This window comes from Micrococcus luteus NCTC 2665, from assembly GCF_000023205.1.
GTDB lineage: Bacteria > Actinomycetota > Actinomycetes > Actinomycetales > Micrococcaceae > Micrococcus > Micrococcus luteus.
Genome location: NC_012803.1, coordinates 1,018,236 through 1,041,713, shown reverse-complemented (window position 1 = coordinate 1,041,713; position 23,478 = coordinate 1,018,236). Strand labels below are relative to the sequence as shown.

Genomic DNA, 23,478 nt, shown 5'->3' with positions numbered 1-23,478 from the left:
TCACTCCCCCGGCTCCACGGGTCGAGGGGCGCCACGGAGCCGGGCCAGGCCGGCGCGCACGGCGGGGCGCACGTGCCAGTGGTCCTTCACGAACCGGCTGGTGCGGCGGTCCACGACGAGGATCCACAGCAGACACACGGCGGAGACGATCAGGGACACAGCCTTGACCTGGTCCGCGATGTCCAAGAACTGCCAGGTGAAGAGCTGGTCCGACGCGCCGAACGCCAGGAAGTAGCCGACCGTGAACACGACCCACTTGATCTGCCAGTTGTCCCGGATGCCGATCACGGCGAAGAACGGCAGCAGCCACAGCAGGTACCAGGGCTGGATGATGGGCGAGAGGATCACCAGCGCGGTGAACGCCCAGGTCATGCGCGTCATCACGCGGTCCTGGCGGCCGAGGAACATCAGGGCCAGCACGATGAGCACCGAGAGCGCGCGTCCGGCGGTCTTGTACACGCCCTCGACGGCCTGCACGTCCGCCCCCTGTCCGAGGAGCTCGCTCGCCCCCACCGTGATGAGGGACAGCATGCCGATCGGCCCCCACGGCACGGTGCCCGTGCCCGTGCCGACCATGACGGCCACCCAGCCGAAGCCGAAGCCGTTGAGCACGCCCACCAGGGCCATGAGGCCGAAGGAGATCCCGGCGGTGAGGGCCCAGAAGGCGAACCGGCGCGGCCATCGGGCCGTCGGGCCGGCCCACAGCAGGCCGATGAACGGGAGCAGCACGAGGGTGATGGGCTTGATGCCCAGGGACAGGGTGACCAGCACGACGCCGGCCACCCCCCACGCGATGGACTGCCCGGGCCGCTGGGGGCGGAGCGGATGTCCGGCGCGCAGCGCGCACCACGTGCCGGCCAGGGCGAGGCCGACCATGAGGGCGTCGTTGTGCCCGGACGCGACGAAGCTGATGGTGAAGAGCGGGTTGGCGGCGCTGATCCACTGCGCCCACGCATCGTTGACGCCCAGCCGGCGGGCGAGCAGCGGCACGAAGACCATGATCAGCGCGACGCCGGCCACCGCCACCAGGCGGAACAGGAAGATCGCCAGGTCCGGGTTCGTGTCCCCCGAGATCGCGACGACGGCCTGCTCGATCCACAGGAAGATCGGACCGTACGGGGTCTCGGAGTCCGCCCAGGTCGCGTCCGCTCCGAGCTGGAACCAGTTGGACAGCGAGGAGATCGTGTCCACGTAGGGGTCCTGCCCCGCCTCCATGAGACGGCCCTGTCCCACGTAGGCGAAGATGTCCCGGCTGAAGATCGGCAGGGCCACGACCTGGGGCAGGCACCACAGGACGGTGGCGAGGTTGACCGTGCGCAGGGCGCCGCGACCGAAGGGGCGGATCGTCTGGCCCAGCCGCAGCCAGGCCCAGAACATCACCCAGCAGCCGAGGGTGAGGAGCACCGTGCCGGCGAGCACGCCGCCCTCCTGGGTGCGCCACGGAATCAGCCACTGCCAGCGGTTGATCGGGGAGGCCGAGGCCAGCCAGCCGACGGAGTACGAGCCCACCACCAGGAGGAGGGAGCCGAGGGTCCCCACCAGGATGGGCCACCAGTCCGCGCCGGCGACCTGGGGGTCCGCGCGGAGGCCACCGACGCCGACGTACTCCGGCCGGTGGGCCGTGGACCCGGACGGACGCGGGGTCGACACGCTCATGCGACGGGTCCTTCCGTGCGGTCCTGCGAGGGCGCGCGAGGGCGCGGCTCGCTCGAATCTACCATCGTGACACGCGAGTAGCCTGGGGGCATGAGCGAGACGAGCATCCCCACGCCGGAGAGCGCCCCCCTGGTCTGGATCGACTGCGAGATGACCGGCCTGCACCCCCAGGTCGACGAGCTCGTCGAGGTGGCGGTGCTCATCACGGACGCCGAGCTGAACATCCTGGACGAGGGCATCGACCTGGTGATCCGTCCCTCCGCGGCGGCCTTCGAGCAGATGGACCCGTTCGTCCGGGACATGCACACCACCTCCGGCCTGCTGCCGGAGCTGGCGGAGGGCCTCGAGCTCGACGACGCCGCCGCGCGCGTCCTCGAGTACATCGCCGCCCGCGTGCCCGCCGGCAAGGGCCTGCTGGCCGGCAACACGGTGGGCCAGGACAAGCTGTTCCTCGCCCGCTACATGCCCGCCGTCGTCGACCACCTGCACTACCGGATCGTGGACGTGTCCACCGTGAAGGAGCTGGCCCGCCGCTGGTACCCGCGCGCCTACTACCAGGCCCCCGCCAAGACCGGCGGCCACCGCGCCCTCGGGGACATCAAGGATTCCATCACCGAGCTGCGCTACTACCGGGCCGCCGTCATGGCCCCCGCCCCCGGCCCCACCACGGAGGAGGCCCGCGCCATCGCGGAGGTGGTGTCCGGGGCGCAGGCCTGAGCCGGCACCCCCGGCCTCGATTCGGCGCTGCGCGGGATCTCGTGTACTGTGGACCCCGCTGCGCCGCGCGGATCCGTCCGTGTGAAGCAGGCATGGTGGGCGTAGCTCAGTCGGCAGAGCGTCTGGTTGTGGTCCAGAAGGTCGCGGGTTCAATCCCCGTCGCTCACCCCACCGTAAGGCCCGGAATCATGCGGATGATTCCGGGCCTTATCTCGTCTTGGTAGTGCTGTTGGGTAGTGCTCGGTCCCCACGGGGTACGCACATCATCGGAGAGCACCAGGAGAGATGCGTTGGCTACCATCCAGACGCGCACGAACAAGGCCGGCCGGACCACGTACCGGGTCGGCTTCTACGAGGCCGGCCGGTTCCAGTGGCTGCCGGCCCTCGCCCGCGAGGCCGGCGCCCAGCGCGTCAAGGCGATCGTGGAGGACCCGCGGCAGGGGCCCACGGTGGCCCGCCGGATCCTCGAGGCCCAGGTGGACAGTGCCCCGGGCATGCCCACGCTCGCCGAGTTCTTCCCGCGGTACATCGAGCACCGCGGGCTCCGCTGCACCCCGGGCACCCTGGCCGGGTACGAGGCAGAGGCCGCGCGCACGTTCCTGCCCCGCCTCGGCGAGCTGCCCGTGGACATGATCGACCGCCGCACGGTGGCCGAGTGGATCCGGTGGCAGCTGCAGCAGCCCACGGCCCGCTGGCGCGCGGCCGCCGCCCGCGCCGCGGCCGCCACTCCCCCGCGGCCCGAGCCGCCGCTGGCCACGGTGTCTCCGAAGACGGTCCGCAACGCGCACGCCCTGCTCTCCGCGGTCCTCGGCCTCGCCGTCCAGGAGGGCATCCTGCCAGCCAACCCCGCGCGCGGCGCCGACCTGCCCGACGACGACGTCGAGGAGGAGCGCGGCATCTTCAGCCGAGCCGAGTGGGCGCGCTTCTACGCAGCCATATCCGAGTCGTACCAGCCGCTGCTGATCGTCCTGCTCGTCACCGGCGCCCGCTGGGGCGAGGCCACCGCCCTGCAGGTCCGCGACCTCGACGTCGCAGCCAGCGTCATCCACGTGCGCCGCGCCTGGAAGAAGGGCAAGGAGGGCGCCGTCCTCGGCGTCCCCAAGACCGCCCGCGGCCGCCGCACGATCATGCTCCCCGACTGGGCCGTCGAAACACTCGAGCCATTGGCCGCCGGCCGTGCCGCCGACGAGTTCCTCCTGACCGCCCCCGGCGGCGGCGTCATCCACCGCACGAACTTCGTCGAGCGCCACTGGAAGCCGGCGCTCGCGGCCGCCGGGATCGCCAAGCACCTGACCCCGCACAGCCTGCGGCACACGTTCGCCTCGTGGGCCCTCATGGATGGGGTCCCCGCACAGGTCGTCCAGCACCGCCTCGGTCACGAGTCGCTGCAGACCACCTCCCGCGTGTACGCGCACCTGCTGCTGGACGCCCAGCGTGCCGCGGTCGACGCGATCGGCTGGGAGCCTCCCCCCGGCGCCTGACCCCTGGCGCAGCGAGAGGCCCCGTCCAGCTGGCTGCTGGACGGGGCCTCTCTTGCGCTTCCCTTCGCGGCCTCCACGCTCCCCGAGGGGGCGGACACGTTAAGCAGCTGGCACCCGTACCGCGCGCTCGCGGGTCTGCCGAGCCTCCCGGGCCCGCCGCGTGATCACCGGGTAGGCGGCGATCGCCACCGGGTCCTCGGCGAGCGTGGCCACGCGCATCGCCAGCGCCGTGCCCTGCAACCCGACCAGATGCTCAGCGGCCCGGTCACGCGCGGCCCCGTGCCGCCACCGCCGCCCCCACAGCTGCAGCGCCATGTGGTCACGAACGGACAGGTGGCCGGCGCACGCGGGCGCCTGGGTGGTGGTGGTCATGTCGGGACGGTACGCCCGGGGGTGGACGTAGTACGTGGGATCAGCGGTCCGTGATGGTGGCCGTTCCGCGGTACTCGTCGTCGCCGGTAAAGGTCACCGAGCAGGAGTACCGGTGCCCAACCGTGCCGCCCAACGCGTTCTCCGCTTCGACCGCTCCGGTCACTGTCCATGCCTTCGGCCCCCCGGATGCCGTCTCGCGGGAGAACTTGGCGGTGCTGGGGGCGCGCAGCTTCTCCTTGACGAGGGTCTGGCAGGCAATCTTCGCGTCCCACTCCTCCGGCTCGTCAGGGCTGGCGTTGTTGAAGGCAGAGAAGATTGCCCACGCGAGCAGTGCCATCACGGCCACGAGGGGCCAGAGGCAGCCCGCGACGAGCGGGTTGCGCCCACGCTCCAGGGTGGCGGGCGTAGTGCCGCCGGCCCAGTCCTTGAGGGTGTAGCCCGCGGCGCGCAGCTTCGCGCGCACGTCCTCGTCGTTGTCCGCGGCCTTGAGCTCCCGTACGGTCTCGCCGCGCTGGTTCTTCACTGCGATGGTGCGTAGGCGTGCGATCGTCTTGCCGTCGAGCAGCTCGTCTCGCCCCTCTGACACTTCCGCCGTGTACTTGGTCGTCTTCGCCATGTCGCCCTCCTTGGTGGTGCGCCCTGCGCGGCGCGTTGCCTTGATTCTGACCTAGCCGATGGCCCCCGCCTAGCAGGCGCTCAGGCAGAGTGCTCGGTGGCCAACGCGGCGAGATGCTCCCGCTCGGTCCGGGTGAGGCCGGCCAGTCGGTCGGTAAGCACGAGCGGGGTCACCCACAGTTCGTCGGCGAGCTCGTCCAGGCTCATGGACCAAGGCAGGGCGTCGGCGAGCTGCTCGAGCGTAATCAGCTGCCGGGCCGCGGCCGCGCGTACGGCGTGCTCGACGGCCGGCGGCTGGCAGCCGCGGTGGCCGTGCTCGAGGTGCACGAGCTCGTGGGTGAGCGCGCACCGCCGCTCGGCCTGCGTCATGCGGGGGTCGAGCCAGATCACCGTCGCGCCATCGGTCGCGGCTGGCGCCGTCGGGTGTGGGCGGGCCCAGACCACGACGACGTGCGTCAGCGTGCGCAGCGCCCGCCAGGGGTGGAACATGCGACCATCGTCGTTGTGGGGACGGACACGGTATGGGTGAGCACGAGCTGGACTGTGGTGGACTGAGCGCGCCTGCGTGACAAAGGGTCGAACATCTGTTCGACTGGAGCAGGTCTTCCAGGGAAGGAGCGATCGCGATGGCGAACACCTCAGCGATTGAGTGGACCGAGGTGACGTGGAACCCCGTGACCGGTTGCGACCGCGTGGCGGCCGGCTGCGACAACTGCTACGCGCTGACCTTAGCCAAGCGGCTCAAGGCGATGGGTGCTGAGAAGTACCAGAACGATGGGAACCCGGTGACGTCCGGCCCCGGGTTTGGCGTCACCCTCCATCCGAAGGCCCTGGGCCAGCCCCGCTCGTGGAAGGCCCCGCGCGTGGTGTTCGTGAACTCCATGAGCGATCTCTTCCACGCCAAAGTTCCGTTGGGGTTCATCCGGGACATCTTCGACGTCATGCGCGAGACGCCGCAGCACACATATCAGGCGCTGACGAAGCGCTCACTGCGGATGGCCCGTCTAGCCGATCGCCTCGACTGGCCGGCCAACTTGTGGATGGGCGTCTCCGTGGAGGACGAGACTGTGACGGGCCGCATCGACCATCTCCGCGAGGTGCCGGCAGCGGTCCGGTTCCTCTCCTGCGAGCCCCTCATCGGACCCCTGCGGGATCTGGATTTGGCCGGCATCGACTGGGTCATCGCGGGCGGCGAGTCTGGTGCGAACCATCGCCCCATGGACCAGGCCTGGGTGGAGGACATCCGCGACCAATGCGTGTCTGCCGACGTGGCGTTCTTCTTCAAGCAGTGGGGTGGGCGGACGCCTAAGGCCAACGGGCGGCTCTTGGAGGGGCGCACCTGGGACGAGATGCCTACCTCCCGCGCCGCGCTGGCAGGATGACCGCGCGCCCATCCACCATGTCTTTGGTGTAGCCCTGGGCGATCCCGGCCTTCTGGAGATTCTTGATGGCCTGCCGTACCTCTGAGGCGCCTGCCGTGCCGAGGTGTTCGCCTAGCCAGTGGGGCACGTCGTCGCAGATCCGCACCGCCTGGCCTTGACCGAGGTGAGACGAGAGCCTCGTCTGGATAGCGGCGATGGCCCGGTTTCTGACGTCGGTCTGCTCTGCGACCACCTGCTGGTCGAACGTCTCCTGCAGGTCGAAGAGCGACCCCTGGGTGTCGTCGAGCAGTCCCTGGTAGTAGTTCTCGGAGTTGACCTGCCGCCACTTCCTGTGAGCCCGAGCCGCGGCGTCAGCGAAGAGCATGGGCGCAGCGAAGTGCTGGTAGAAGAGCATCAGCGTGAAGATCGGCCCCTCAGACGGGGTCCGGCGGATTGGGACGGAGATGACGTTGTGGGCGGTCTCTCCGGTCATGCGCTGCATGTACTCGCGCGCCACGTAGGAGGCGGCTGTAGCGGCGGAGGAGCTGTCGCCACTCACGTCAGCCTGCCGCCGAGCCTCAGCGAAGACCTCCCGCCACCACGGCCCACCAAGAAAACGGTCACCGCGGAGGAGGGTGACGGTCTCGCCACTTGAGGCGGAGGCTCCCTTCCGGACGATCCCTCCGATGCGCCACACGGTGGAGAGACTGAAGTTCAAGAGGACCTCGGTCGACCGCGCTGGCCGCAGGAGCAGCTTCGAGGCGACGACGTCGTACGGCAGGGCCGTGCCGAACGGGTCGAGAAAGAACAGAGCTGGGCGGGTGCCGATGTCGTTGAGGATCGCGTCGATCTGCTCCTCCACGGCGCCGTGGTGCAGATAGACGGGACCGGCCCCCTGCCCCTGCGCGGCGACCGCGTGCCGGAGGGTCTCCGCATGAGCCCTATCTCGCTCCACGAGGTGGATGTGCATGATGCGGTTCTGCGCTGCAAGCTTGCGTGCGATGTCCACCGCGTAGAGCGGCGACCCCTTGTGCGCGTCGTCGTACTGCCCCGCGCCGGCGTAGCCATCGACATAGGCCACCTCCCGAGGGGCCTTGCTAGCAACCTTCATGGCCCACGGTGTGAGGTAGTCCTCCAGCACCTTGAGCTTGAAGACCGCGGCGGGCTGCTGCGACGTGAAGAAGTTCGTGTTGGCGCTCATGCGCCGGCCTCGTCGCCCGGGTCCTGGTTCTCCTCGCCGACGTCGCCCCACTCCCGGGCCTGCCGGTCGCGGGTCAGCTCGAAGTCGGGGTGTGCTGCCAGATCGAAGTCGGCCGGCGCACCGGCCACCGCGGTCTTCTGTCCAGCGCCAGCGTCACCGCCGCGCGCTCCCCCGCGCTCGGCCGTGCCGCGCTCGCGGTCCTGGTGCTGGTCTGGGTGGTCGTGCTCGTCATGGTGGTCCGTCCTACGGCGGTCGAGCATGACCCGGAGGACTGCGGTGAGCAGCTCCTGGTCATACGTCGAGAGGTCAGGGGATTCCTGAACGACGTCGAGGACCGACGGGTGAAGAGCCGAGTCGAGCTCCACTCCCATGGACTCCAGCGCTGCGGTGGCCACGTGGGCCACGGGCACCTTCAGCACGAGCGCGAGCATCGTGATGTTCTCGCCCTTGATCGAGGTGACCGGGGTGGACTTGAGCCGCGCGAAGCTGGCGTGGCTCAAGTCGTACCCCGCGCGGTCGGCGCGGGCAGCGAGGTCGCGGAGGGACCAGCCGTTCCGCTCCTGGGCTGAGGCGATCAGTAGGCCCAGCGAGTGCATGTCGTTCATGGCGACCAATCTGCGGTGCGATGCCAAGGGGAACAACCGACCTCGGACACCCGCTGTTGCGTGGAAGTGGACACCGAAACGGTAGCAACAAAGGGGGTGTTGTGCCGCAGGGCGGCGCGGATACGGGGCGATCAGCGCGGACCCTGCGAGGAAGAGCCGCTTGCGACCCCATCGGTCCGCGAGATTGCCGGTAGAGAGCAGCAGCGCGGCCAGCAGCACGGCGTAGAGGCTGTTCACCCACTGCGCGTCGGTGAGGTCCAGGTGCAGGTCGGCGATGATGGCGAGCGGGGTCCCCGGCGGCCGACCCCACGGCCCAGCGTCGCAGGTGCGACGCCGCCGGGCCTCAACCGTTCGACGGACTCCCGGTCCGCTGCCGGGCGTAGAGTCGGCCGGTGAGGGCGTCGACCCGACGCCGCACCCCCGCCGACGAGGAGTTCTGCCCATGTCCGTCGTGAAGATCAACGCCATCAGCGTCCCCGAGGGCGCCGGCCCGGAGCTCGAGAAGCGGTTCGCCGCCCGCAAGCACGCGGTGGACCAGGAGCCGGGCTTCGAGGGCTTCCAGCTGCTGCGGCCCACGGCGGGCGAGGACCGCTACTTCGTGGTCACGACGTGGGCGTCGGAGGAGGACTTCCAGCGCTGGCGGGACGGGCGCATGCCCGCCGCTCACGCCGCCGAGCAGGGCGGCCGCCCGGCGCCGGTCGCCACGGGCGCCGACCTGCTCGAGTTCGAGGTCGTGGACCTGGGCTGACCCGGGCGCCGCAGCAGGCGCATCGCGTTCACGATGACCAGCAGCACGGACGCCTCGTGCACGAGCATGCCGACGGCCATCGTGACGCCGCCGGCGAAGACGCCGGCCAGCAGGGCCGCGACGGTCACGAGGGAGATCGCGATGTTCTGCCGCATCACCCGCACCGTGCGCCGGGCCAGATCGAGCGCCTGCGGCAGCCGCTCGAGCCGGTCGCCCATCAGGGCGATGTCCGCGGTCTCGATGGCCACGCCGGAGCCGGCCGCACCCATGGCCACGCCGATGTCCGCCGTCGCCAGGGCCGGGGCGTCGTTGACACCGTCACCGACCATCGCGACGACGCGGCCCTCGGCCTGCAGGGCCTCGATCGCCTCGAGCTTGTCCTGGGGCAGCAGGCCCGCCCGCACGTCGTCGACGCCCACCTGCCGGGCCACGGCCTGCGCGACGCCGGGCTGGTCGCCGGTCAGCATCACGACCTCGCGGACGCCGATCCCGTGCAGCGCCCGGATCATGCCCGCGGCCTCGGGCCGGAGGGTGTCTGCGATGGCGAGGACGCCGAGCGGGATGCCGTCGACGACGACCGCCGCCGGGGTCCGGCCCGCCTCCGCGAGCTCGGCCGCGACGGTCTCGACCCGGTCGGTCGCGGCCGGATCCACGCCGCGCTCGCGCAGCATCGCCACGTTGCCCACGGCGACGACGCGGCCGTCCACTTCTCCGGTGAGCCCGCGGCCGAGGACGACGTCCACATCCGTGGCCAGCGGGCCGTCCAGCAGGCCGCGGTCCCGGCCCGCCGCGACGACCGGCGCGGCCAGCGGGTGGTCCGAGGTCGCCTCGAGCCGTGCGGCCCAGCGCAGCACCTCGTCCTCGGCCCCGGGCTCGAACGCGACGACGTCTGTCAGCTCGGGGGTGCCCGACGTGAGGGTGCCGGTCTTGTCGACGGCGACGGCGTCGACCTTCGCGGAGCGCTCGAGGAACTCCCCTCCCTTGATGAGCACGCCGTCCTTGGCGCCGCGGCCGATCCCTGCCACGATCGCGACCGGGATGGAGATCACGAGGGCGCCCGGGCAGCCGATGACCAGCAGGGTCAGGGCCAGGGGGACGTCCCGCGTGATCAGGCCGGTCGCGAAGGCCAGCACCATGATCGCCGGGGTGTACCAGCGGGAGAAGCGGTCCATGAACTGCTGGGTCCGCGCACGGGCCTCCTGCGCCGCCTCGACGCGGTGGATGATGCGCGCCAGCGTGGTGTCGGCGCCGACGCCCCGGGCCTGCACCTGCAGCAGGCCGGCCGTGGCGACGGTGCCCGCGTACATGGCGTCGCCGTCGGTCTTCTCCGCCGGGATGGACTCGCCCGTGATGGATGCCTCGTCCACGGCGCCGACCCCGGTGAGCACCACGCCGTCCACCGGCACCCGGGCGCCGGCCTTGACGAGGACGGTCGCGCCGGGGGCCACCTCGTGGGCGGGCACGGTGCGCTGGGTCCCGTCTGCGTCCACGACGACGGCGGTCTCGGGCGCCGTGGAGACGAGGTCCGCGAGCGCCGAGCGAGTCTGAGACAGGGTCGCGTCCTCGAGGGCGTGGCCGAGGGCGAAGAGGAAGGTCACGGCGGCGGCCTCCCAGAAATTGCCGAGCAGGGACGCGCCGATCGCGGCGGTGGCGACGAGCAGGTCGATGCCGACGGTCTTCACCCGCAGGGCGGCGATCGCGTCGCGCGCGATCGGCAGGCCGGCCACGACGGCGGCGGCGAGCATCAGGCCCGCCGCCACGAGGTGTCCGGTCCCGTGGGCCAGCTGCTCGGGCGCCAGCACGAGCGAGACGGCGATCAGCAGGCCGGCCACCACGGGGCGCCGCCAGCGGCGGGACAACGCGAACCGGGCACGAGGGCGGCCCGGACGTGTGACGGCGGGGGTGGACATGGCGGACTCCGTTCGTCGGGGGCGGGGCGGTGTCAGAAGGCCGACGGCCGGGCGGTGTAGCCGACCTTGGCGACGGCCTCGACGAGGTCCTGGGCAGTGGTGGTCTGCGGGTCGTGGTCGACCTCGATGCGCTGGGTCTCGAAGTGGACCTGCGCGCCGGTCACGCCGGGCAGGGCGTCGAGGGCCTTCTCGATCTTCCGGACGCACGAGGGGCAGCTGAAGCCCTCGGCGCGGAGCAGGGTGTGCGTGGTGGCGGTCATGGTCACTCCTGTGGGTCGTCACCGGCGCGGCCGCCGATGAGGCTGAGCGGACGGGGCGGGTGCCCGGTCCGATCCCCGTCCTCCGGGGATGTCACTGACGCTACGAAGGGGACGGCGGGCCCGCCTTGACCGCGGTCAAGCCGCCGTGTGGGAGGCTGATGGCGTGCGTATGGACCTGCCCCTCGCCCCCGTGGATGAACCAGAGCCGTGCGCGGCCCGGGTCCCGCTGTTCACCGGGCTGGATCTGGAGCAGCTGCGCCGGGTCTCCGCCCTGGCGCGGCCGCTCGTGCTCGAGGCCGGCGATGCCCTGCACCTGGCCGGTGACCGCACGGACCGCCTGTGCGTCGTGCACAGCGGTCGCCTGGCGCTGACGCTCGGCTCAGCGACCGGCCGGGAACGCGTGGTGCGGATGGTCGAGCCCGGCGACTCCGTGGGCGAGCACGAGTTCCTCACGGGCGAGCCGGCCCGGCACGGGGCGCGCGCCCTGGTCGCGACCCGCCTGTGCACCTTCTCCCATGCCGAGGTCGCCCGACTCCTGGCCGAGCATCCGGGCATCGGGGGACGCGTGATGCGGACGCTCGCCGTCCGCCTGGCCGAGGCTGAACAACGGCTGGCCTGGGAGCGTCAGCCTGTCACCGCGCGGATCGCCGGACATCTGCTCGGCCTGCCGGCCCTCCGGGACGAGGCCGATCTCGTCGTGGTGCTGGCCGCGCCGAAGAAGGACGTCGCCTCGCTGCTGGGCACCACCCCCGAAGCGTTCAGCCGCGGGCTGCGCCGCCTCGCCGACGACGGCCTGATCGCCATCGAGGGCCCGCGGGTGACGCTGCTGGACCCGGATGCGCTGGAGGCCCTTGCCGCGGAATGACCGCCGTCGTCGTGGTGTCGCCGGCGGTAGGCTGGGGACTCCCCCGTCCCCCTACCCACGCAGGCCCGCAGCCCGGGCCGGGAAGCGCAGTGCCATGGCCTCTATCCGTCCCATCACCGTCTACGGCGAGCCCGTGCTGCACCGGCGCGCGGCCGAGGTGGAGGTGATCGACGACGAGATCCGCGAGCTGATCGAGGACATGTACGTGACGCAGGACGCCGCGCACGGCGTGGGCCTGGCCGCCTCGCAGGTCGGGGTCGGGCTGCGGATCTTCACGTGGACGTTCCCGGACTCCGGCGACGCGCCGAACGTGGGCCACGTGATCAACCCCGTGCTGACCCACCTGGACAAGGCCCCGCGGGAGGACCCGCATCCGGACGAGCACACCGAGGGCTGCCTCTCGGTGCCCGGGCTCGGCTTCCCCCTGCAGCGCCCGACCCGCGTGCGCCTGTCCGGCCAGCGCGTGGACGGGGAGATGTTCGAGTTCGAGGCCGAGGGCTGGTTCGCGCGCATCATGCAGCACGAGTACGACCACCTCAACGGCACCCTCTACGTCAACCGGCTCGAGGGCAAGTGGCAGCGGCGCTGGAAGCGCGCGCAGCGGGCCGAGCGACTGAACGTGCCCGGTGTGACGTGGCTGCCCGGTACCGACGAGGACCCCTTCGGCCACGACGCCGACGACCACGCGGACCACGAGCACGGCCCCGACGGTGACCACGGGGACGACGAGGCCTGACCGCCCGCCGGGTCAGTCCAGGCCCAGCTCCGTCACGATCGTGGCGCACCGGCCACGCTCCCCCGCCGCCAGCGGCCACAGCGGACGCGGCAGGCAGTCCACGTCCGCGAGGCCGAGGTGGGCGGCGACGGCGGCCATCACCCGCAGGGACCCGTGCGCGCGCATCATCGCCCACAGCGGCTCGAGGCGGGCCGTCGCGTCGCGGGCCCGGTCGCGCAGCGCCTCGTCCGCGGCCACCGCGTCACGGGTCAGGGAGGCGGCGGTGCGGGGCAGAGTCCCGCCGAGGACGGAGTGCCAGGCGTCGCACCCGGCGAGCAGGCCGGCGGTCGCGACCGCGTCCCCGGAGATGCCCACGCCCGTCCCCGGCGGCAGCGCGGCCCGGATCCGGCCGACGCGCGCCCGGGTCGCGGCCTCGTCGTCCTCGGATCGGCCGGGGATCTTCACGTCGTGCACGGGCGCGGCGGCGGCCACGCGGGTGTACATGCGCTCGGTCATGGCCACGTGCGTCGTGGTCGGGTTGTCGTAGAGGACGACCGGCAGGCCGGTGGCCGCCCCGACGTCGGCGAACAGGCCGACGACCTCGTCCTCCGTGAGCGGCTGGTAGGTCATCGCGGACAGCAGCAGCCCCGCTGCGCCCGCCGCGGCGGCGTCCTCGGCGTGCCGGACGGCGTCCTCGGTCCGCAGCGCGGAGACACCCGCCAGCACCGGGACGGGGCCGGCCGCGGCAACGGCCCGCCGGACGGTCTCCGCCCGGTCCGCCCCGCCCAGGTACGCCCCCACCCCGGTCGAGCCCAGCACGGCGACGGCGTCGACGCCTGCGTGGACGGCCCGGCCGGCCAGCCGTTCGAGGGCGCCCGGATCGGGCCGCCCGTCCCGCAGCGGGGTCAGCAGGTACGCGTTCAGTCCGGTGAACTCCATGGGACAGGACTACCACGTCGGGCCGACCCGGTCGGCACACGACGACGGCCCGTCCCCTCCGCGGGGACGGGCCGTCGGTCATCGGCGGGTCAGGCCTGCGGGAAGGCGGGGACCTGCTGGCCCGCCATCTTCTCCACCACGCGGATCACCTGGTGCGAGTAGCCGTACTCGTTGTCGTACCAGACGTAGAGGATCGCGTTCTTGCCGTCGTTGTTCACGAGGGTCGCCAGGCCGTCCACGACGCCGGCGCGGTCCGAGCCGACGAAGTCGGTGGACACGACCTCCGGGGAGTCCACGTAGCCGACCTGGCCGCGCAGGGGGCCGGTGAGGGACTCCTGCTTCAGGCGGGCGTTGAGCTCCTCCACCGAGGTGGGCGTGGTCAGCTCCAGGTTCAGGATGGCCATGGACACGTCCGGGGTGGGGACGCGGATGGCGTTGCCGGAGAGCTTGCCCTTGAGCTCGGGCAGGGCCTTGGCCACGGCCTTGGCGGCGCCGGTCTCGGTGAGCACCATGTTCATGCCGGCGGCACGGCCACGACGGGCGCCCTTGTGGAAGTTGTCCACGAGGTTCTGGTCATTGGTGTAGGCGTGCACGGTCTCCACGTGGCCGTGGTCGATGCCGTAGTCGTCCTGGATGACCTTGAGCACCGGGGTGATGCCGTTGGTGGTGCAGGAGGCCGCCGAGACGATCGTGTCCTGGGGCGTGATGTCGTCCGAGTTCACGCCGAACACGATGTTCTTCATCTCGCCCTTGCCCGGGGCCGTCAGCAGGACCTTCGCGGCGCCCTTGGCCTGCAGGTGCTGGGACAGGCCCTCGTCGTCGCGCCAGCGTCCGGTGTTGTCGACGACCAGCGCGTCCTTGATGCCGTAGGAGGTGTAGTCCACCGTGGTCGGGTCGTTCGAGTAGATGACCTGGATCTCGGTGCCGTTGGCGGTGATCACGTCGCGGTCCTCGTCCACCACGATCGTCCCGTCGAACGGGCCGTGGATCGAGTCGCGGCGCAGCAGGGAGGCGCGCTTGATCAGGTCGTCCTCCGAGTTCTTGCGCACGACGACGGCACGCAGGCGCAGCTTGGAGCCACCGCCGGCGTGGTCGAGGAGGATGCGGGCCAGCAGGCGGCCGATGCGACCGAAGCCGTAGAGCACGACGTCCTGGGTCTCGCCCAGGCCCTCACCGGCCTTGCCCTTGACCTCGGCGAGCTCGGCGTCCAGGAAGGCCTGGACGTCCTGGCCCGAGGCCTTGTGCTTGGCGGCCAGCTCGGCCAGGTCGATGGTGGCGGCGCCCAGGTCCATCGCAGCCATGGCCTCGACCAGGGGGTAGGTGGACTCGACGCTCAGCGGGGCCTCCTGCACGCGGCGGGCGTAACGGTGGGCCTTGATGATGTCGATCACGCCGCGGTTCACGAGGGAGCGCCCGTAGATCGAGGTGACCACGTTGTGCTCGCGGTACAGGGTGCCCAGCAGGGGGACCATCTTCTCCGCGAGCTTCTGCTGCGTGTTCCACTCGGGGGTCTGGGTCGAGGCGGTGTCTGCCACGGGAGTCCTTCCTTGAAACCTGGCGGGGCCGTCCTGGGCAGGCCCCATCCCCCGACCTCGTTGTCGGCGGACTCCGCCATTCTAGGCGAGGACACGTCCGGAGCGGCCCTGCGGTCGCGACGGGGCGTACACTGGTCGGTCGGGACGGATCGGCGGACGGCCGCGTGCCCCTGCGGGGGTGCGAGGAAAGTCCGGGCACCGCAGAGCAGGATGGTGGACAACATCCACCCGGGGCGACCCGCGGGCCAGTGCCACAGAGAGAAGACCGCCTCCGCGCCGTGTGCGCGGCGGTAAGGGTGAAAGGGTGGTGTAAGAGACCACCAGCGGCCCCGGTGACGGGGCCGGCTCGGTAAACCCCATCCGGTGCAAGGCCGAACAGGACGCGTCACGAGGGCTGCTCGCCCCAGCGTCCGGGTTGGCCGCTCGAGCCCGTCAGCGATGGCGGGCCCAGATGGATGGCCGTCACCTCGCGCGGGGCAACGCGCGCGAGGCACAGAACCCGGCTTACAGCCGGTCCGTCCCACCTCACGGCCCCCGGCTGGGGTCAGAACCCCTCGTCGTCGAGGATCCGTTCGAACTCGAGCTCCACCACGTGCTCGCGCTCCCGCTTGTCCAGCAGGCGGTACCCGTACGACTCGCCGATCGAGACGACCTTCGCCAGGCTCGGGCGTCGCCGGTCCCGCGGCCATTCCAGCGTCACGCGGTCCTGCCCCGTGAAGGTGTGCTCCCGCAGGCGCTGCTCCAGAGCGGAGGCGTGCGTGCGCTCCCGCCCGCTGGAGCGGATCCCGAGCCACACGGCGGCCGCGATCACGAGCAGGACGAACGGGTACACCACACCGAACACGTTCATGGCGGTCATCGGGCGACTCCTGGGATGCGGGGCGGCTGTGCGGACCCCACCACTGTGCCAGGTCCGGACGACGACGTCGGCCCGGCCCGTCCGCGCGTCGGTCCGGGGGCGCCTGGCTAGGCTGGCCCGGTGCTGATCCTGCTGCCGCCCTCCGAGGGCAAGACCGCGCCCCGCTCCGGGGCCCCGCTCGACCTCGATGCCCTCGCGTTGGCCGATGACGCCGCGGTGACGGGCGCCCGCGCGGACCTGCTCACGCGGCTCGCCGCGGTCTCGGCCGCCCCGGATGCCCTGGCGGCTCTCGGCGTCGGGGCGTCGCTCACCGGCGAGGTCGAGGCGAACACGCGCCTGGCCGTCGCCCCCGCCGCGCCCGGTCACCGGGTGTTCACGGGCGTGCTCTTCGATGCGCTCGACCACGCCTCCCTGTCCGCGGCGGCGAAGCGCCGCGCCCGCGCGTCCGTGCTGGTCTTCTCCGCGCTGTTCGGCGCCACCGCGCTGGCGGACCGGATCCCCGCCTTCCGGCTGCCCGTCGGCGCGAAGCTGCCGGGGCTGCCCGGGCTGGCCGCGCACTGGCGCCCCGTCCTGACCCCCGCCCTCGACGCGCTCGCCGCACGGGACGGCGGGCCCGTCGTCGACTGCCGCTCCGGCGGCTACGCGGCCCAGTGGCGGGCACCGGCGGAGCGGACCCTCGCGGTCGACGTGTTCCAGCTGCGCGACGGCGAGCGGACCGTCGTCTCGCACTTCGCCAAGCACACCCGCGGCCTCGTGGCCCGCGCGCTGCTGGAGGCGGGGGCGCGGGAGACCTCGACGCTGGAGCGCGTCGCGGACGTGGTCGCGCGGGCCGGGGACGGCCACGGCTGGGAGGTCGAGCTGGCCCGGCCGTCCGGCGCGAAGCCCGGCGCGCTGCGGGTGATCCTGCCCGAGGGGTGACCCCGGGCGAGGCGCGGTCTGCCCGGACGCGGCCTCAGTCCTCGACGGCCACCAGCTCCACCTCGAAGCCGTCCGCGGTCTCGAGGTAGGCGGCGTAGTGGTCCGGTCCCCCGGCGTGCGGGTGGCGGTCCTCGAAGAGCAGGCGGAACCCCCGGTCGCGCGCGGCGGCGGTGAGCTCGTCCACGCGGGCGCGCGATCCGGCCCGGAAGGCCAGGTGGTTCAGGCCCGGGCGGGTGCGCTCGTGGGCGCCCGCGGCGACGTCGGGCCCGGCCTCGAGCACGAGGTACTCCCCCGCCCCCTGGTACGTCCGGCCCTCGGCCCACCCCTCGCCCGGCACGTAGCCGAGCTCGCCGAACAGCCAGCCGAGGCTCGCCTCGGCCGCCGCGAGGTCGGCGACCCAGATCTCCACGTGGTGCAGCCGGCCCGTGGGCGCGGGCGCCGGGGTCGCATCCTCCGGCGAGGCGACGGCGTCGGGCCCGTCCGCCTCCACGGCCCGGACGTCCGCGTCGGCCTCGAGGCCGGACTCGGCCACCGCCGACGCGGAGGTCGTGGACGCCTTCGCGGGAGCCGCAACGGGCACCTCTGAGGCGCCGGCGTCCCACTGCCCGCCCCGCGCGCCGGCGTCCATGGCCTCGTTGGAGAGGCGGTCGGCGTCCTTGTTCCGGTTGCGCGGGATCCACTCGTAGCTGACGCGCTCGGGGGGCAGCACGGACCGGGCCTCGGCCGCGAGGCGCCGCATGTCGTCGTGCTTGATCTTCCACCGCCCGGACATCTGCTCCACCACGAGCTTGGAGTCCATCAGCACGTGCACCCGGGCCTCCGGGTCGAGGTCCCGGGCCATCCGCAGCCCGGCCACGAGCCCGGAGTACTCGGCCACGTTGTTGGACGCCTTCCCCAGCGGGGCGGCGTCGGTCCGGAGGATCTCGCCTGTGGCCGGGTCGCGCACCAGGGCGCCGTAGCCGGCGACGCCGGGGTTGCCCCGCGACCCGCCGTCGGCCTCCACCTGCAGGACTCGTCCGCTCACCGTGCGCCTCCTCGTGTCCGTGGTCGCGCCGTCCGACGCGGCCCCCCCACTCTACTGATCGCGCCGGGGGCGGGGCCCGGGGTCAGTCCCGGATGAGGATGGCGCCGGACTCGGGGCAGCGGGCGACGGCGGCCGGCGGGAGGGCCCGGATGCGCGCGACCTCCGCGGGCGACAGCTCCGTGCCCGCGGCCGCGGACCGGTTCCCGACGAGCCGGGCCGCGCCGATGCCGCCGTTGCGCTCCCGCGCCTGCTCGTACAGGGCCAGCAACGACGCGGGGAACTCCGCGGCCAACGCCGCCCGGCGCTGGGTGAGGTCCCGGCCACGCTGGGTCACGGCCTGCCCCTCGCGGCGCACCTCCGCCGCGCGGGCCTCGACCTCGGCCCGCGCCCGCTCCAGGGCGGCGTGGCCCTTCGCGAGCCGGGACTCGGCGGCGTCGGCGGCCTCCATGGCCTCGAGGGCCGCGGCCTCGTGGTCGTCGAGCAGTGCGGTGAGCGTGTCGTCCTCGTGCTGCATGGCCTGCAGCTCCTTGGGCCCGCCCTGGCCCGTTTCGAGCCGCTCCCGGGTCCGGTCCCGACGGGCGCGGGTGGCGGCGGCCTTCTCGGTGGCCTCGGCTCCCGCCCGGTCGGCGGTGCGGGCGGCGTCCTGCAGACCGGGCAGCGCCTCCTCGAACTCCTGCGCGCGGGCGCGCAGCCGGGCGTGCTCCGGGTCCGCCTTGAGCCGACGGACGGCGGCGCGGGCCTGGTCCAGGGCCGTGTCGAGCTCCTGGAGCTCCAGCAGCCGGGCCTGGACGGCCGGCGGTGCGGTGACCTCACTCATGCGTGACTCCCCTCGTCGGCCCGCTCTCCCCCGACCAGGAAGTCCCAGGGGTCGCTGCGGTGATCTGAGAACAGGGTGGTGACGCCCAGTCCCCGCTCCGCCAGGGCGGCCTCCAGGGCGCGGGCGCCGTGCTCGAGCCATAGGGACTCGCTCGCCCAGTGCGAGACGTCCACGAGCGCGGGACGTCCATCCCCCGACGCTGCCGTCTCCCGGGCCTCCGAGGCCGGGTGGTGGCGCAGATCGGCGGTCACGTAGACGTCCGCGCCGGACGCGCGGACCGCGTCGAAGAGGCTGTCTCCGGCGCCGCCGCACACGGCGACGCGGCGGATGCGCTGGGCGGGGTCGCCCGCCACGCGCACGCCGCCGGCCGTGGCGGGCAGCGCCGCGTGCACGGCCCGGGCGAAGGCGGCCAGGTCGGTCTCCTCGGGCAGGTCGCCCACCCGGCCGATGCCTTCGGCCCCGGTGCCGGCGGCGGAGGTCGTCAGGGGCGAGAGCGCTCCGGTGACGCCGACGGCACGGGCCAGCACGTCCGAGACGCCGCCCACGACGGCGTCGGCGTTGGTGTGCGCGGCGAGCAGGGCGATGCGGTGCTCGATCAGGGTGTGCAGCAGGCGTCCCTTGGCGGCGGCGGCATGCCCGACGGCGGCGACGGACGAGGTCCCGCGCAGCAGGAGCGGGTGGTGGGTGACCACGAGGTCGGCCCCACGGGCGACGGCCTCGTCGGCCACGGCCTGCACGGGGTCCAGCGCCCACAGGACGGTCCGCACCGGCGCCTCCGGGCGCCCGGCCACCGGCCCGACGGCGTCCCACGGCTCCGCCAGCTCCCGCGGCCACAGCCCCTGGACGACCTCGAGGACGTGCCCGAGCGTCGGTGGGGCCAGGGCGTGCTCCGGCGAGGCGGGGACGGCGGGACGGGACACGGTCATACCGGCCATGATGGCCCACCTGGCCCGGGCACGCACGACCCGGCGGCCCTGGGTGACGGCACGGGGCGGCCTCGTCGGGAATGAAAAGCGCGGGCAGCGTTGCTGTGCCTGCCATGACCGACTCCCCCCGTACCGAGCCCCTCGGCGCCTCCGGCGCGCCCGCCGACGTCCGCGAGCTGACGCTCGCCGGCGGCTGCTTCTGGTGCCTCGACGCCGTCTACCGTCGCGTGCGGGGCGTGCTCGCCGTCGAGTCCGGCTACACCGGAGGCGACGACCCCGCCCCGAGCTACGAGTCCGTGTGCACCGGGACCACCGGCCACGCCGAAGCGGTCCGTGTGCGCTTCGACGCCGCCGTCGTGCCGCCCGAGGTGATCATGGACCTGTTCTTCACCGGCCACGACCCCACGTCGTTGAACCGCCAGGGGGCCGACGTCGGCACCCAGTACCGCTCGGCCGTCTTCGCCCACGACGAGGCCGAGGCCCGGTTCTTCGCGGACGAGATCGCCCGGGCGCAGGCGAACTATGACAGCCCCATCGTCACACGCGTCGAGCCGGCGTCCGCGTGGCACCCGGCCGAGGACATTCACCAGGACTTCTATGCGCGGCGCCGTTCCAATGGATACTGCCGTGTGGTCATCGATCCGAAGCTCGCGAAGGTGCGCCGGAACTACTCCGCGTGGCTCGTGGACGCCTGAGCGGCGCCGCGGCTCGATAGCCTGACGCAGGAACACCCACTAGATCGCCCGCGCCCCGAGGCGCACCACCACCCCCCGGAGGTACCACCATGGCCCGCATCCTTGACGACATCACCCAGGCGGTCGGCGGCACGCCCCTGGTCCGGCTGAACCGCCTCGCGAAGGACCTGCCCGGCGACGTCGCCGTGAAGGTCGAGTTCTACAACCCGGCCAACTCGGTGAAGGACCGCATCGGCACCGCCATCGTCGACGCCGCGGAGGCGGCCGGCGAGCTGACCCCCGGCGGCACCATCGTGGAGGGCACCTCGGGCAACACCGGCATCGCCCTGGCCATGGTCGGCGCGGCGCGCGGCTACCGCGTGATCCTGACCATGCCCGAGACCATGTCCACCGAACGCCGCGTGATGCTCAAGGCGTTCGGCGCCGAGATCGTGCTGACCCCCGGTGCAGACGGCATGCGCGGGGCCCTCGAGCGCGCCCAGGAGATCGTCCGCAGCACCCCGAACTCCATCTGGGCCCAGCAGTTCGCGAACCAGGCCAACATCCAGGCCCACTACACGGGCACCGGCCCGGAGATCTGGGACGCGTCCGAGGGTGCCGTGGACGTGTTCATCGCCGGCGTCGGCACCGGCGGCACCATCACGGGCGCGGGCCGGTACCTGCGCGAGCAGAAGCCGGACGTGAAGCTCATCGCCGTCGAGCCGGCCGACTCCCCCATCCTCTCCGGCGGCCAGGCCGGCCCGCACAAGATCCAGGGCATCGGCGCGAACTTCGTGCCCGAGATCCTGGACACCGACCTCTACGACGAGGTCTACCCGGCCACCTTCGAGGAGTCCATCGAGACCGCCCGTCGGCTCGGGACCGAGGAGGGCATCCTCGGCGGCATCTCCACCGGCGCGATCATCTCGGCCGCCCTCAAGGAGGCCGCCAAGCCCGAGTCCGAGGGCAAGCTGATCGTCGCCATCGTGTGTGACTTCGGCGAGCGCTACATCTCCACCGCCCTCTTCGAGGACATCCGCGGCTGACCGCCGCCCGCTCACCGACCGCACCGACCCGAAGGGGCCGCCCGTGGGACTGTTCTCCCGCATCAAGGAAGACATCGCGACCGTCCGCAGCCATGACCCGGCGGCGCGCGGTGACCTCGAGGTGGCCCTCGTCTACTCGGGTCTGCACGCCGTGTGGGCGTACCGCGTCGCGCACCGGATGTGGCGGCATGACCGGCTGAAGATGCCCGCCCGCGTGCTCTCGCAGGTCACGCGGGCGGCCACGGGCATCGAGATCCACCCCGGCGCGTCGATCGGTCGTCGGTTCTTCATCGACCACGGCATGGGTGTCGTGATCGGCGAGACCGCGGAGATCGGCGACGACGTGATGCTGTACCACGGGGTCACCCTCGGCGGCCGCTCCCTGGCCAAGGTGAAGCGGCACCCCACGCTGCGCGACGGCGTCGTGGTGGGGGCCGGCGCCAAGATCCTCGGACCCGTCGAGATCGGGGAGGGAACGGCGGTGGGCGCCAACGCCGTCGTCGTGAAGGACACCCCCGCCGACGCGATCGCCACCGGCGTGCCGGCCACCGTCCGACCGCGCAAGGGCCCGTCCGAGGGCAAGCCGCTCGTGGACCCCGCGGAGTACGTGGACCCGGCCCTCTGGATCTGAGGGCCGGGTCCCGCCGGGTCAGTCCTGCGTGGGGTCGCCCTCGGTCGGCTGCGGCATGACCACGGGCACGCCCTCGCCGTCGACCTCGGTGCGGTCGCCGGACCACAGCGTGTGGAACGAGCCCTCGCGGTCGACGCGCAGGTAGGTGTGGGCGCCGAAGTAGTCGCGCTGGCCCTGCACGAGGGCGGCCGGCAGGCGGTCGGCCCGCAGGCCGTCGTAGTACGCCAGGGCCGAGGAGAACACCGGGACCGGCACGCCCGCGGCGACGGCGGTGCCCACGACGCGGCGCCAGGCCGGCAGAGCCTCGGCGATCGCCTGGGCGAACTCGGGGGCGAAGAGCAGGTTGAGCGGCTGGCCGGGGGCGCGGGTGCCCGGCGCCGGGTGGCGGGAGGTGTCGCGGCCGCCGAAGGCCTGCATGATCACGTCGAGCAGGTCGGCGCGGATGATGCAGCCGTCCCGCCACAGCGAGGCGATGGTGCCCAGGTCCAGCGACCAGCCGTACTCCTCGGCGGCGGCGGCGAGCATGTCCATGCCCTGCGCGTAGGCCACGAGCTTGGAGGCGAACAGCGCCTGGCGCACGTCCTCCACGAACGTGTCCGTGTCCTGCGGGGCGCGCTGCGCCTCCTCGTCGACGCCGGCCGCGAGGGTCTCACGGGCGACCTCGCGCACCGCGCGCTGGGAGGACAGCGATCGGGCGAAGACCGACTCGGCGATCGCGGCCACCGGGGAGCCGACGTCGAGACCCGAGATCGCGGTCCAGCGGCCGGTGCCCTTCTGCCCGGCCTCGTCCACGATCACGTCCACGAGCGGGCGGCCCGTGGCCGCGTCCACCTGGGCGAGCACCTCGGCCGTGATCTCGATGAGGTAGGAGGCCAGGTCGGTCTGGTTCCACGCCGTGAACACCTCGGCCTGCTCGGCGGGCTCGAGGCCGCCCACGCGGCGCAGCAGGTCGTAGGCCTCGCCGATGACCTGCATGTCCGCGTACTCGATGCCGTTGTGGACCATCTTCACGTAGTGGCCGGCGCCGTCCGTGCCGACCCAGGCGCAGCACGGCTCCCCCTCGAACTGCGCGGAGATCTTCTCGAGCATCGGACCGAGGGCCTCGTAGGACTTCTCCGGACCGCCGGGCATGATCGCCGGACCGTGCAGGGCACCCTCCTCGCCGCCGGAGACACCGACGCCCACGAAGTGCAGGCCCTTCTCGGCGAGGGCCGCCTCGCGGCGGCGGGTGTCCTCGTAATGGGAGTTGCCGGCGTCGATGACGATGTCGCCCTCGTCCAGCAGGGGGACGAGCTGGTCGATGACGGCGTCCACGGGGGCGCCCGCCTTGACCATGATGAGCACCCGGCGCGGCACGGCGAGGGACTGCACGAGCTCGGCGAGCGTCTCCGTCGCCACGAACGCACCCTCGTCACCGTGCTCGGCCACGAGCTGGTCCGTGCGCGCCCGGCTGCGGTTGTGCAGGGCCACCGTGTAGCCGTGGCGGGCGAAGTTGCGGGCGAGGTTCGCGCCCATCACCGCCAGGCCCGTGACGCCGATGTCGGCGGCGCCGACGGGGACGGTGGTGGTCTGCTCGGTCATCGCGGGTGGCCTCCTGTGGCTC

At 72.7% G+C, this 23,478-nt stretch carries 25 protein-coding genes, 1 tRNA gene and 1 other RNA gene; 12 read left to right on the top strand and 15 right to left on the bottom strand.

Annotated features, from left to right (window positions below; translation table 11 throughout):
- Positions 1-1,656, bottom strand: coding sequence for a polyprenol phosphomannose-dependent alpha 1,6 mannosyltransferase MptB (gene mptB / locus MLUT_RS23905; protein WP_010078870.1), 1,656 nt, complete (start codon positions 1,654-1,656; stop codon positions 1-3).
- A 90-nt stretch (positions 1,657-1,746) separates the two neighbouring features.
- On the opposite strand from mptB, the gene orn reads away from it, so the two are divergent.
- The 3 genes from orn (at position 1,747) to MLUT_RS16350 (ending at position 3,854) form a co-directional block, all read left to right on the top strand.
- Positions 1,747-2,373 carry an oligoribonuclease gene (orn, locus tag MLUT_RS16360; protein ID WP_010078871.1) on the top strand — a complete coding sequence of 209 codons (627 nt, stop codon included), beginning with the start codon at positions 1,747-1,749 and terminating at the stop codon, positions 2,371-2,373.
- A gap of 95 nt (positions 2,374-2,468) precedes the next feature.
- Positions 2,469-2,544: transfer RNA gene (locus MLUT_RS16355), tRNA-His, on the top strand.
- Positions 2,545-2,663: 119 nt separating this feature from the next.
- Positions 2,664-3,854 carry a tyrosine-type recombinase/integrase gene (locus MLUT_RS16350; RefSeq protein WP_010078872.1) on the top strand — a complete coding sequence of 397 codons (1,191 nt, stop codon included), beginning with the start codon at positions 2,664-2,666 and terminating at the stop codon, positions 3,852-3,854.
- Between the two features lie 99 nt (positions 3,855-3,953).
- Here MLUT_RS16350 and MLUT_RS16345 read toward each other — a convergent pair whose 3' ends face one another.
- The 3 genes from MLUT_RS16345 to MLUT_RS16335 all read right to left on the bottom strand — a co-directional run bounded on the left by MLUT_RS16345 (position 3,954) and on the right by MLUT_RS16335 (position 5,330).
- Positions 3,954-4,226 (bottom strand): DUF3263 domain-containing protein, encoded by a 273-nt coding sequence (locus MLUT_RS16345; RefSeq protein WP_010078873.1) that lies wholly within the window; start codon positions 4,224-4,226, stop codon positions 3,954-3,956.
- A 40-nt stretch (positions 4,227-4,266) separates the two neighbouring features.
- Positions 4,267-4,842 (bottom strand): hypothetical protein, encoded by a 576-nt coding sequence (locus MLUT_RS16340; RefSeq protein ID WP_010078874.1) that lies wholly within the window; start codon positions 4,840-4,842, stop codon positions 4,267-4,269.
- Positions 4,843-4,922: 80 nt separating this feature from the next.
- On the bottom strand, positions 4,923-5,330 hold the full coding sequence (locus MLUT_RS16335) for an ImmA/IrrE family metallo-endopeptidase (protein WP_010078875.1): 408 nt from the start codon (positions 5,328-5,330) through the stop codon (positions 4,923-4,925).
- Positions 5,331-5,467: 137 nt separating this feature from the next.
- Here MLUT_RS16335 and MLUT_RS16330 point away from each other — a divergent pair, with 137 nt between their 5' ends.
- Entirely contained in the window at positions 5,468-6,223 is a 756-nt protein-coding gene (locus tag MLUT_RS16330) for a DUF5131 family protein (protein WP_010078876.1), read from the top strand.
- Here MLUT_RS16330 and tcmP read toward each other — a convergent pair.
- Together tcmP and MLUT_RS16320 are read right to left on the bottom strand one after the other, a co-directional pair.
- Positions 6,195-7,403 (bottom strand): three-Cys-motif partner protein TcmP, encoded by a 1,209-nt coding sequence (gene tcmP, locus MLUT_RS16325; protein ID WP_010078877.1) that lies wholly within the window; start codon positions 7,401-7,403, stop codon positions 6,195-6,197. The genes MLUT_RS16330 and tcmP overlap by 29 nt on opposite strands.
- Positions 7,400-8,008, bottom strand: a complete 609-nt coding sequence (locus MLUT_RS16320; RefSeq protein WP_010078878.1) for a hypothetical protein — start codon at positions 8,006-8,008, stop codon at positions 7,400-7,402. Before MLUT_RS16320 ends, tcmP begins: the two co-directional genes overlap by 4 nt.
- Before the next feature lie 442 nt (positions 8,009-8,450).
- On the opposite strand from MLUT_RS16320, the gene MLUT_RS16315 reads away from it, so the two are divergent.
- Positions 8,451-8,756 (top strand): antibiotic biosynthesis monooxygenase family protein, encoded by a 306-nt coding sequence (locus tag MLUT_RS16315; RefSeq protein WP_010078879.1) that lies wholly within the window; start codon positions 8,451-8,453, stop codon positions 8,754-8,756.
- Here MLUT_RS16315 and MLUT_RS16310 read toward each other — a convergent pair.
- On the bottom strand, positions 8,672-10,666 hold the full coding sequence (locus MLUT_RS16310; RefSeq protein WP_370622418.1) for a heavy metal translocating P-type ATPase: 1,995 nt from the start codon (positions 10,664-10,666) through the stop codon (positions 8,672-8,674). The two genes, MLUT_RS16315 and MLUT_RS16310, sit on opposite strands and share 85 nt — an antisense overlap.
- Positions 10,667-10,698: 32 nt before the next feature.
- Positions 10,699-10,926, bottom strand: coding sequence for a heavy-metal-associated domain-containing protein (locus tag MLUT_RS16305; RefSeq protein WP_010078881.1), 228 nt, complete (start codon positions 10,924-10,926; stop codon positions 10,699-10,701).
- Between the two features lie 169 nt (positions 10,927-11,095).
- Here MLUT_RS16305 and MLUT_RS16300 point away from each other — a divergent pair, with 169 nt between their 5' ends.
- Together MLUT_RS16300 and def are read left to right on the top strand one after the other, a co-directional pair.
- The gene (locus MLUT_RS16300; protein ID WP_010078882.1) at positions 11,096-11,791 is read left to right on the top strand and encodes a Crp/Fnr family transcriptional regulator; all 696 of its coding nucleotides are present in this window, start codon (positions 11,096-11,098) and stop codon (positions 11,789-11,791) included.
- A 94-nt stretch (positions 11,792-11,885) separates the two neighbouring features.
- Positions 11,886-12,527, top strand: coding sequence for a peptide deformylase (gene def / locus MLUT_RS16295; protein WP_010078883.1), 642 nt, complete (start codon positions 11,886-11,888; stop codon positions 12,525-12,527).
- A gap of 12 nt (positions 12,528-12,539) precedes the next feature.
- Here the strand turns inward: def and MLUT_RS16290 are convergent, their stop codons facing one another.
- Together MLUT_RS16290 and MLUT_RS16285 are read right to left on the bottom strand one after the other, a co-directional pair.
- Positions 12,540-13,445, bottom strand: a complete 906-nt coding sequence (locus MLUT_RS16290; RefSeq protein ID WP_012750837.1) for a dihydrodipicolinate synthase family protein — start codon at positions 13,443-13,445, stop codon at positions 12,540-12,542.
- 89 nt (positions 13,446-13,534) lie between these two features.
- Positions 13,535-14,980, bottom strand: a complete 1,446-nt coding sequence (locus tag MLUT_RS16285; protein WP_010078885.1) for a glyceraldehyde-3-phosphate dehydrogenase — start codon at positions 14,978-14,980, stop codon at positions 13,535-13,537.
- Between the two features lie 144 nt (positions 14,981-15,124).
- Between MLUT_RS16285 and rnpB the strand changes: the two genes are divergently transcribed.
- Positions 15,125-15,503: RNase P RNA component class A (rnpB, locus tag MLUT_RS23500), an RNA gene on the top strand.
- 21 nt (positions 15,504-15,524) lie between these two features.
- Here rnpB and MLUT_RS16280 read toward each other — a convergent pair.
- Positions 15,525-15,839, bottom strand: a complete 315-nt coding sequence (locus MLUT_RS16280) for a hypothetical protein (RefSeq protein WP_012750836.1) — start codon at positions 15,837-15,839, stop codon at positions 15,525-15,527.
- 120 nt (positions 15,840-15,959) lie between these two features.
- Here MLUT_RS16280 and MLUT_RS16275 point away from each other — a divergent pair, with 120 nt between their 5' ends.
- A complete protein-coding gene (locus MLUT_RS16275; protein WP_010078887.1) occupies positions 15,960-16,757 on the top strand; it encodes a YaaA family protein in 798 nt (265 codons plus the stop codon).
- 34 nt (positions 16,758-16,791) lie between these two features.
- Here the strand turns inward: MLUT_RS16275 and MLUT_RS16270 are convergent, their stop codons facing one another.
- The 3 genes from MLUT_RS16270 to MLUT_RS16260 form a co-directional block, all read right to left on the bottom strand.
- The gene (locus tag MLUT_RS16270; RefSeq protein ID WP_010078888.1) at positions 16,792-17,781 is read right to left on the bottom strand and encodes a reverse transcriptase-like protein; all 990 of its coding nucleotides are present in this window, start codon (positions 17,779-17,781) and stop codon (positions 16,792-16,794) included.
- A gap of 82 nt (positions 17,782-17,863) precedes the next feature.
- The gene (locus MLUT_RS16265; protein WP_012750834.1) at positions 17,864-18,598 is read right to left on the bottom strand and encodes a zinc ribbon domain-containing protein; all 735 of its coding nucleotides are present in this window, start codon (positions 18,596-18,598) and stop codon (positions 17,864-17,866) included.
- Complete coding sequence (locus tag MLUT_RS16260) at positions 18,595-19,524, bottom strand: Nif3-like dinuclear metal center hexameric protein (RefSeq protein ID WP_012750833.1); 930 nt, start codon at positions 19,522-19,524, stop codon at positions 18,595-18,597. The genes MLUT_RS16265 and MLUT_RS16260 overlap by 4 nt, the downstream gene beginning before the upstream one ends.
- Before the next feature lie 113 nt (positions 19,525-19,637).
- On the opposite strand from MLUT_RS16260, the gene msrA reads away from it, so the two are divergent.
- The 3 genes from msrA (at position 19,638) to epsC (ending at position 21,875) form a co-directional block, all read left to right on the top strand.
- The gene (gene msrA / locus MLUT_RS16255; protein WP_012750832.1) at positions 19,638-20,219 is read left to right on the top strand and encodes a peptide-methionine (S)-S-oxide reductase MsrA; all 582 of its coding nucleotides are present in this window, start codon (positions 19,638-19,640) and stop codon (positions 20,217-20,219) included.
- Between the two features lie 89 nt (positions 20,220-20,308).
- Entirely contained in the window at positions 20,309-21,244 is a 936-nt protein-coding gene (gene cysK / locus MLUT_RS16250; protein WP_010078892.1) for a cysteine synthase A, read from the top strand.
- A gap of 43 nt (positions 21,245-21,287) precedes the next feature.
- Complete coding sequence (gene epsC, locus MLUT_RS16245; protein ID WP_010078893.1) at positions 21,288-21,875, top strand: serine O-acetyltransferase EpsC; 588 nt, start codon at positions 21,288-21,290, stop codon at positions 21,873-21,875.
- Between the two features lie 18 nt (positions 21,876-21,893).
- On the opposite strand, the gene gnd is transcribed toward epsC, so the two are convergent.
- On the bottom strand, positions 21,894-23,456 hold the full coding sequence (gnd, locus tag MLUT_RS16240; protein ID WP_010078894.1) for an NADP-dependent phosphogluconate dehydrogenase: 1,563 nt from the start codon (positions 23,454-23,456) through the stop codon (positions 21,894-21,896).
- Positions 23,457-23,478: the final 22 nt, after the last annotated feature.

What these genes read in the sequence shown, in the direction of transcription:
- msrA (WP_012750832.1), top strand. Translation starts at nt 19,638, where the DNA reads ATGACCGACTCCCCCCGTACCGAGCCCCTCGGCGCCTCCGGCGCGCCC.
- gnd (WP_010078894.1), bottom strand. Translation starts at nt 23,456, where the DNA reads ATGACCGAGCAGACCACCACCGTCCCCGTCGGCGCCGCCGACATCGGC.
- def (WP_010078883.1), top strand. Translation starts at nt 11,886, where the DNA reads ATGGCCTCTATCCGTCCCATCACCGTCTACGGCGAGCCCGTGCTGCAC.
- MLUT_RS16335 (WP_010078875.1), bottom strand. Translation starts at nt 5,330, where the DNA reads ATGTTCCACCCCTGGCGGGCGCTGCGCACGCTGACGCACGTCGTCGTG.
- MLUT_RS16260 (WP_012750833.1), bottom strand. Translation starts at nt 19,524, where the DNA reads ATGACCGTGTCCCGTCCCGCCGTCCCCGCCTCGCCGGAGCACGCCCTG.
- MLUT_RS16345 (WP_010078873.1), bottom strand. Translation starts at nt 4,226, where the DNA reads ATGACCACCACCACCCAGGCGCCCGCGTGCGCCGGCCACCTGTCCGTT.
- MLUT_RS16330 (WP_010078876.1), top strand. Translation starts at nt 5,468, where the DNA reads ATGGCGAACACCTCAGCGATTGAGTGGACCGAGGTGACGTGGAACCCC.
- cysK (WP_010078892.1), top strand. Translation starts at nt 20,309, where the DNA reads ATGGCCCGCATCCTTGACGACATCACCCAGGCGGTCGGCGGCACGCCC.
- tcmP (WP_010078877.1), bottom strand. Translation starts at nt 7,403, where the DNA reads ATGAGCGCCAACACGAACTTCTTCACGTCGCAGCAGCCCGCCGCGGTC.
- MLUT_RS16340 (WP_010078874.1), bottom strand. Translation starts at nt 4,842, where the DNA reads ATGGCGAAGACGACCAAGTACACGGCGGAAGTGTCAGAGGGGCGAGAC.
- MLUT_RS16310 (WP_370622418.1), bottom strand. Translation starts at nt 10,666, where the DNA reads ATGTCCACCCCCGCCGTCACACGTCCGGGCCGCCCTCGTGCCCGGTTC.
- MLUT_RS16320 (WP_010078878.1), bottom strand. Translation starts at nt 8,008, where the DNA reads ATGAACGACATGCACTCGCTGGGCCTACTGATCGCCTCAGCCCAGGAG.
- MLUT_RS16305 (WP_010078881.1), bottom strand. Translation starts at nt 10,926, where the DNA reads ATGACCGCCACCACGCACACCCTGCTCCGCGCCGAGGGCTTCAGCTGC.
- MLUT_RS16290 (WP_012750837.1), bottom strand. Translation starts at nt 13,445, where the DNA reads ATGGAGTTCACCGGACTGAACGCGTACCTGCTGACCCCGCTGCGGGAC.
- MLUT_RS16280 (WP_012750836.1), bottom strand. Translation starts at nt 15,839, where the DNA reads ATGACCGCCATGAACGTGTTCGGTGTGGTGTACCCGTTCGTCCTGCTC.
- mptB (WP_010078870.1), bottom strand. Translation starts at nt 1,656, where the DNA reads ATGAGCGTGTCGACCCCGCGTCCGTCCGGGTCCACGGCCCACCGGCCG.
- orn (WP_010078871.1), top strand. Translation starts at nt 1,747, where the DNA reads ATGAGCGAGACGAGCATCCCCACGCCGGAGAGCGCCCCCCTGGTCTGG.
- MLUT_RS16300 (WP_010078882.1), top strand. Translation starts at nt 11,096, where the DNA reads ATGGACCTGCCCCTCGCCCCCGTGGATGAACCAGAGCCGTGCGCGGCC.
- MLUT_RS16315 (WP_010078879.1), top strand. Translation starts at nt 8,451, where the DNA reads ATGTCCGTCGTGAAGATCAACGCCATCAGCGTCCCCGAGGGCGCCGGC.
- MLUT_RS16265 (WP_012750834.1), bottom strand. Translation starts at nt 18,598, where the DNA reads ATGAGTGAGGTCACCGCACCGCCGGCCGTCCAGGCCCGGCTGCTGGAG.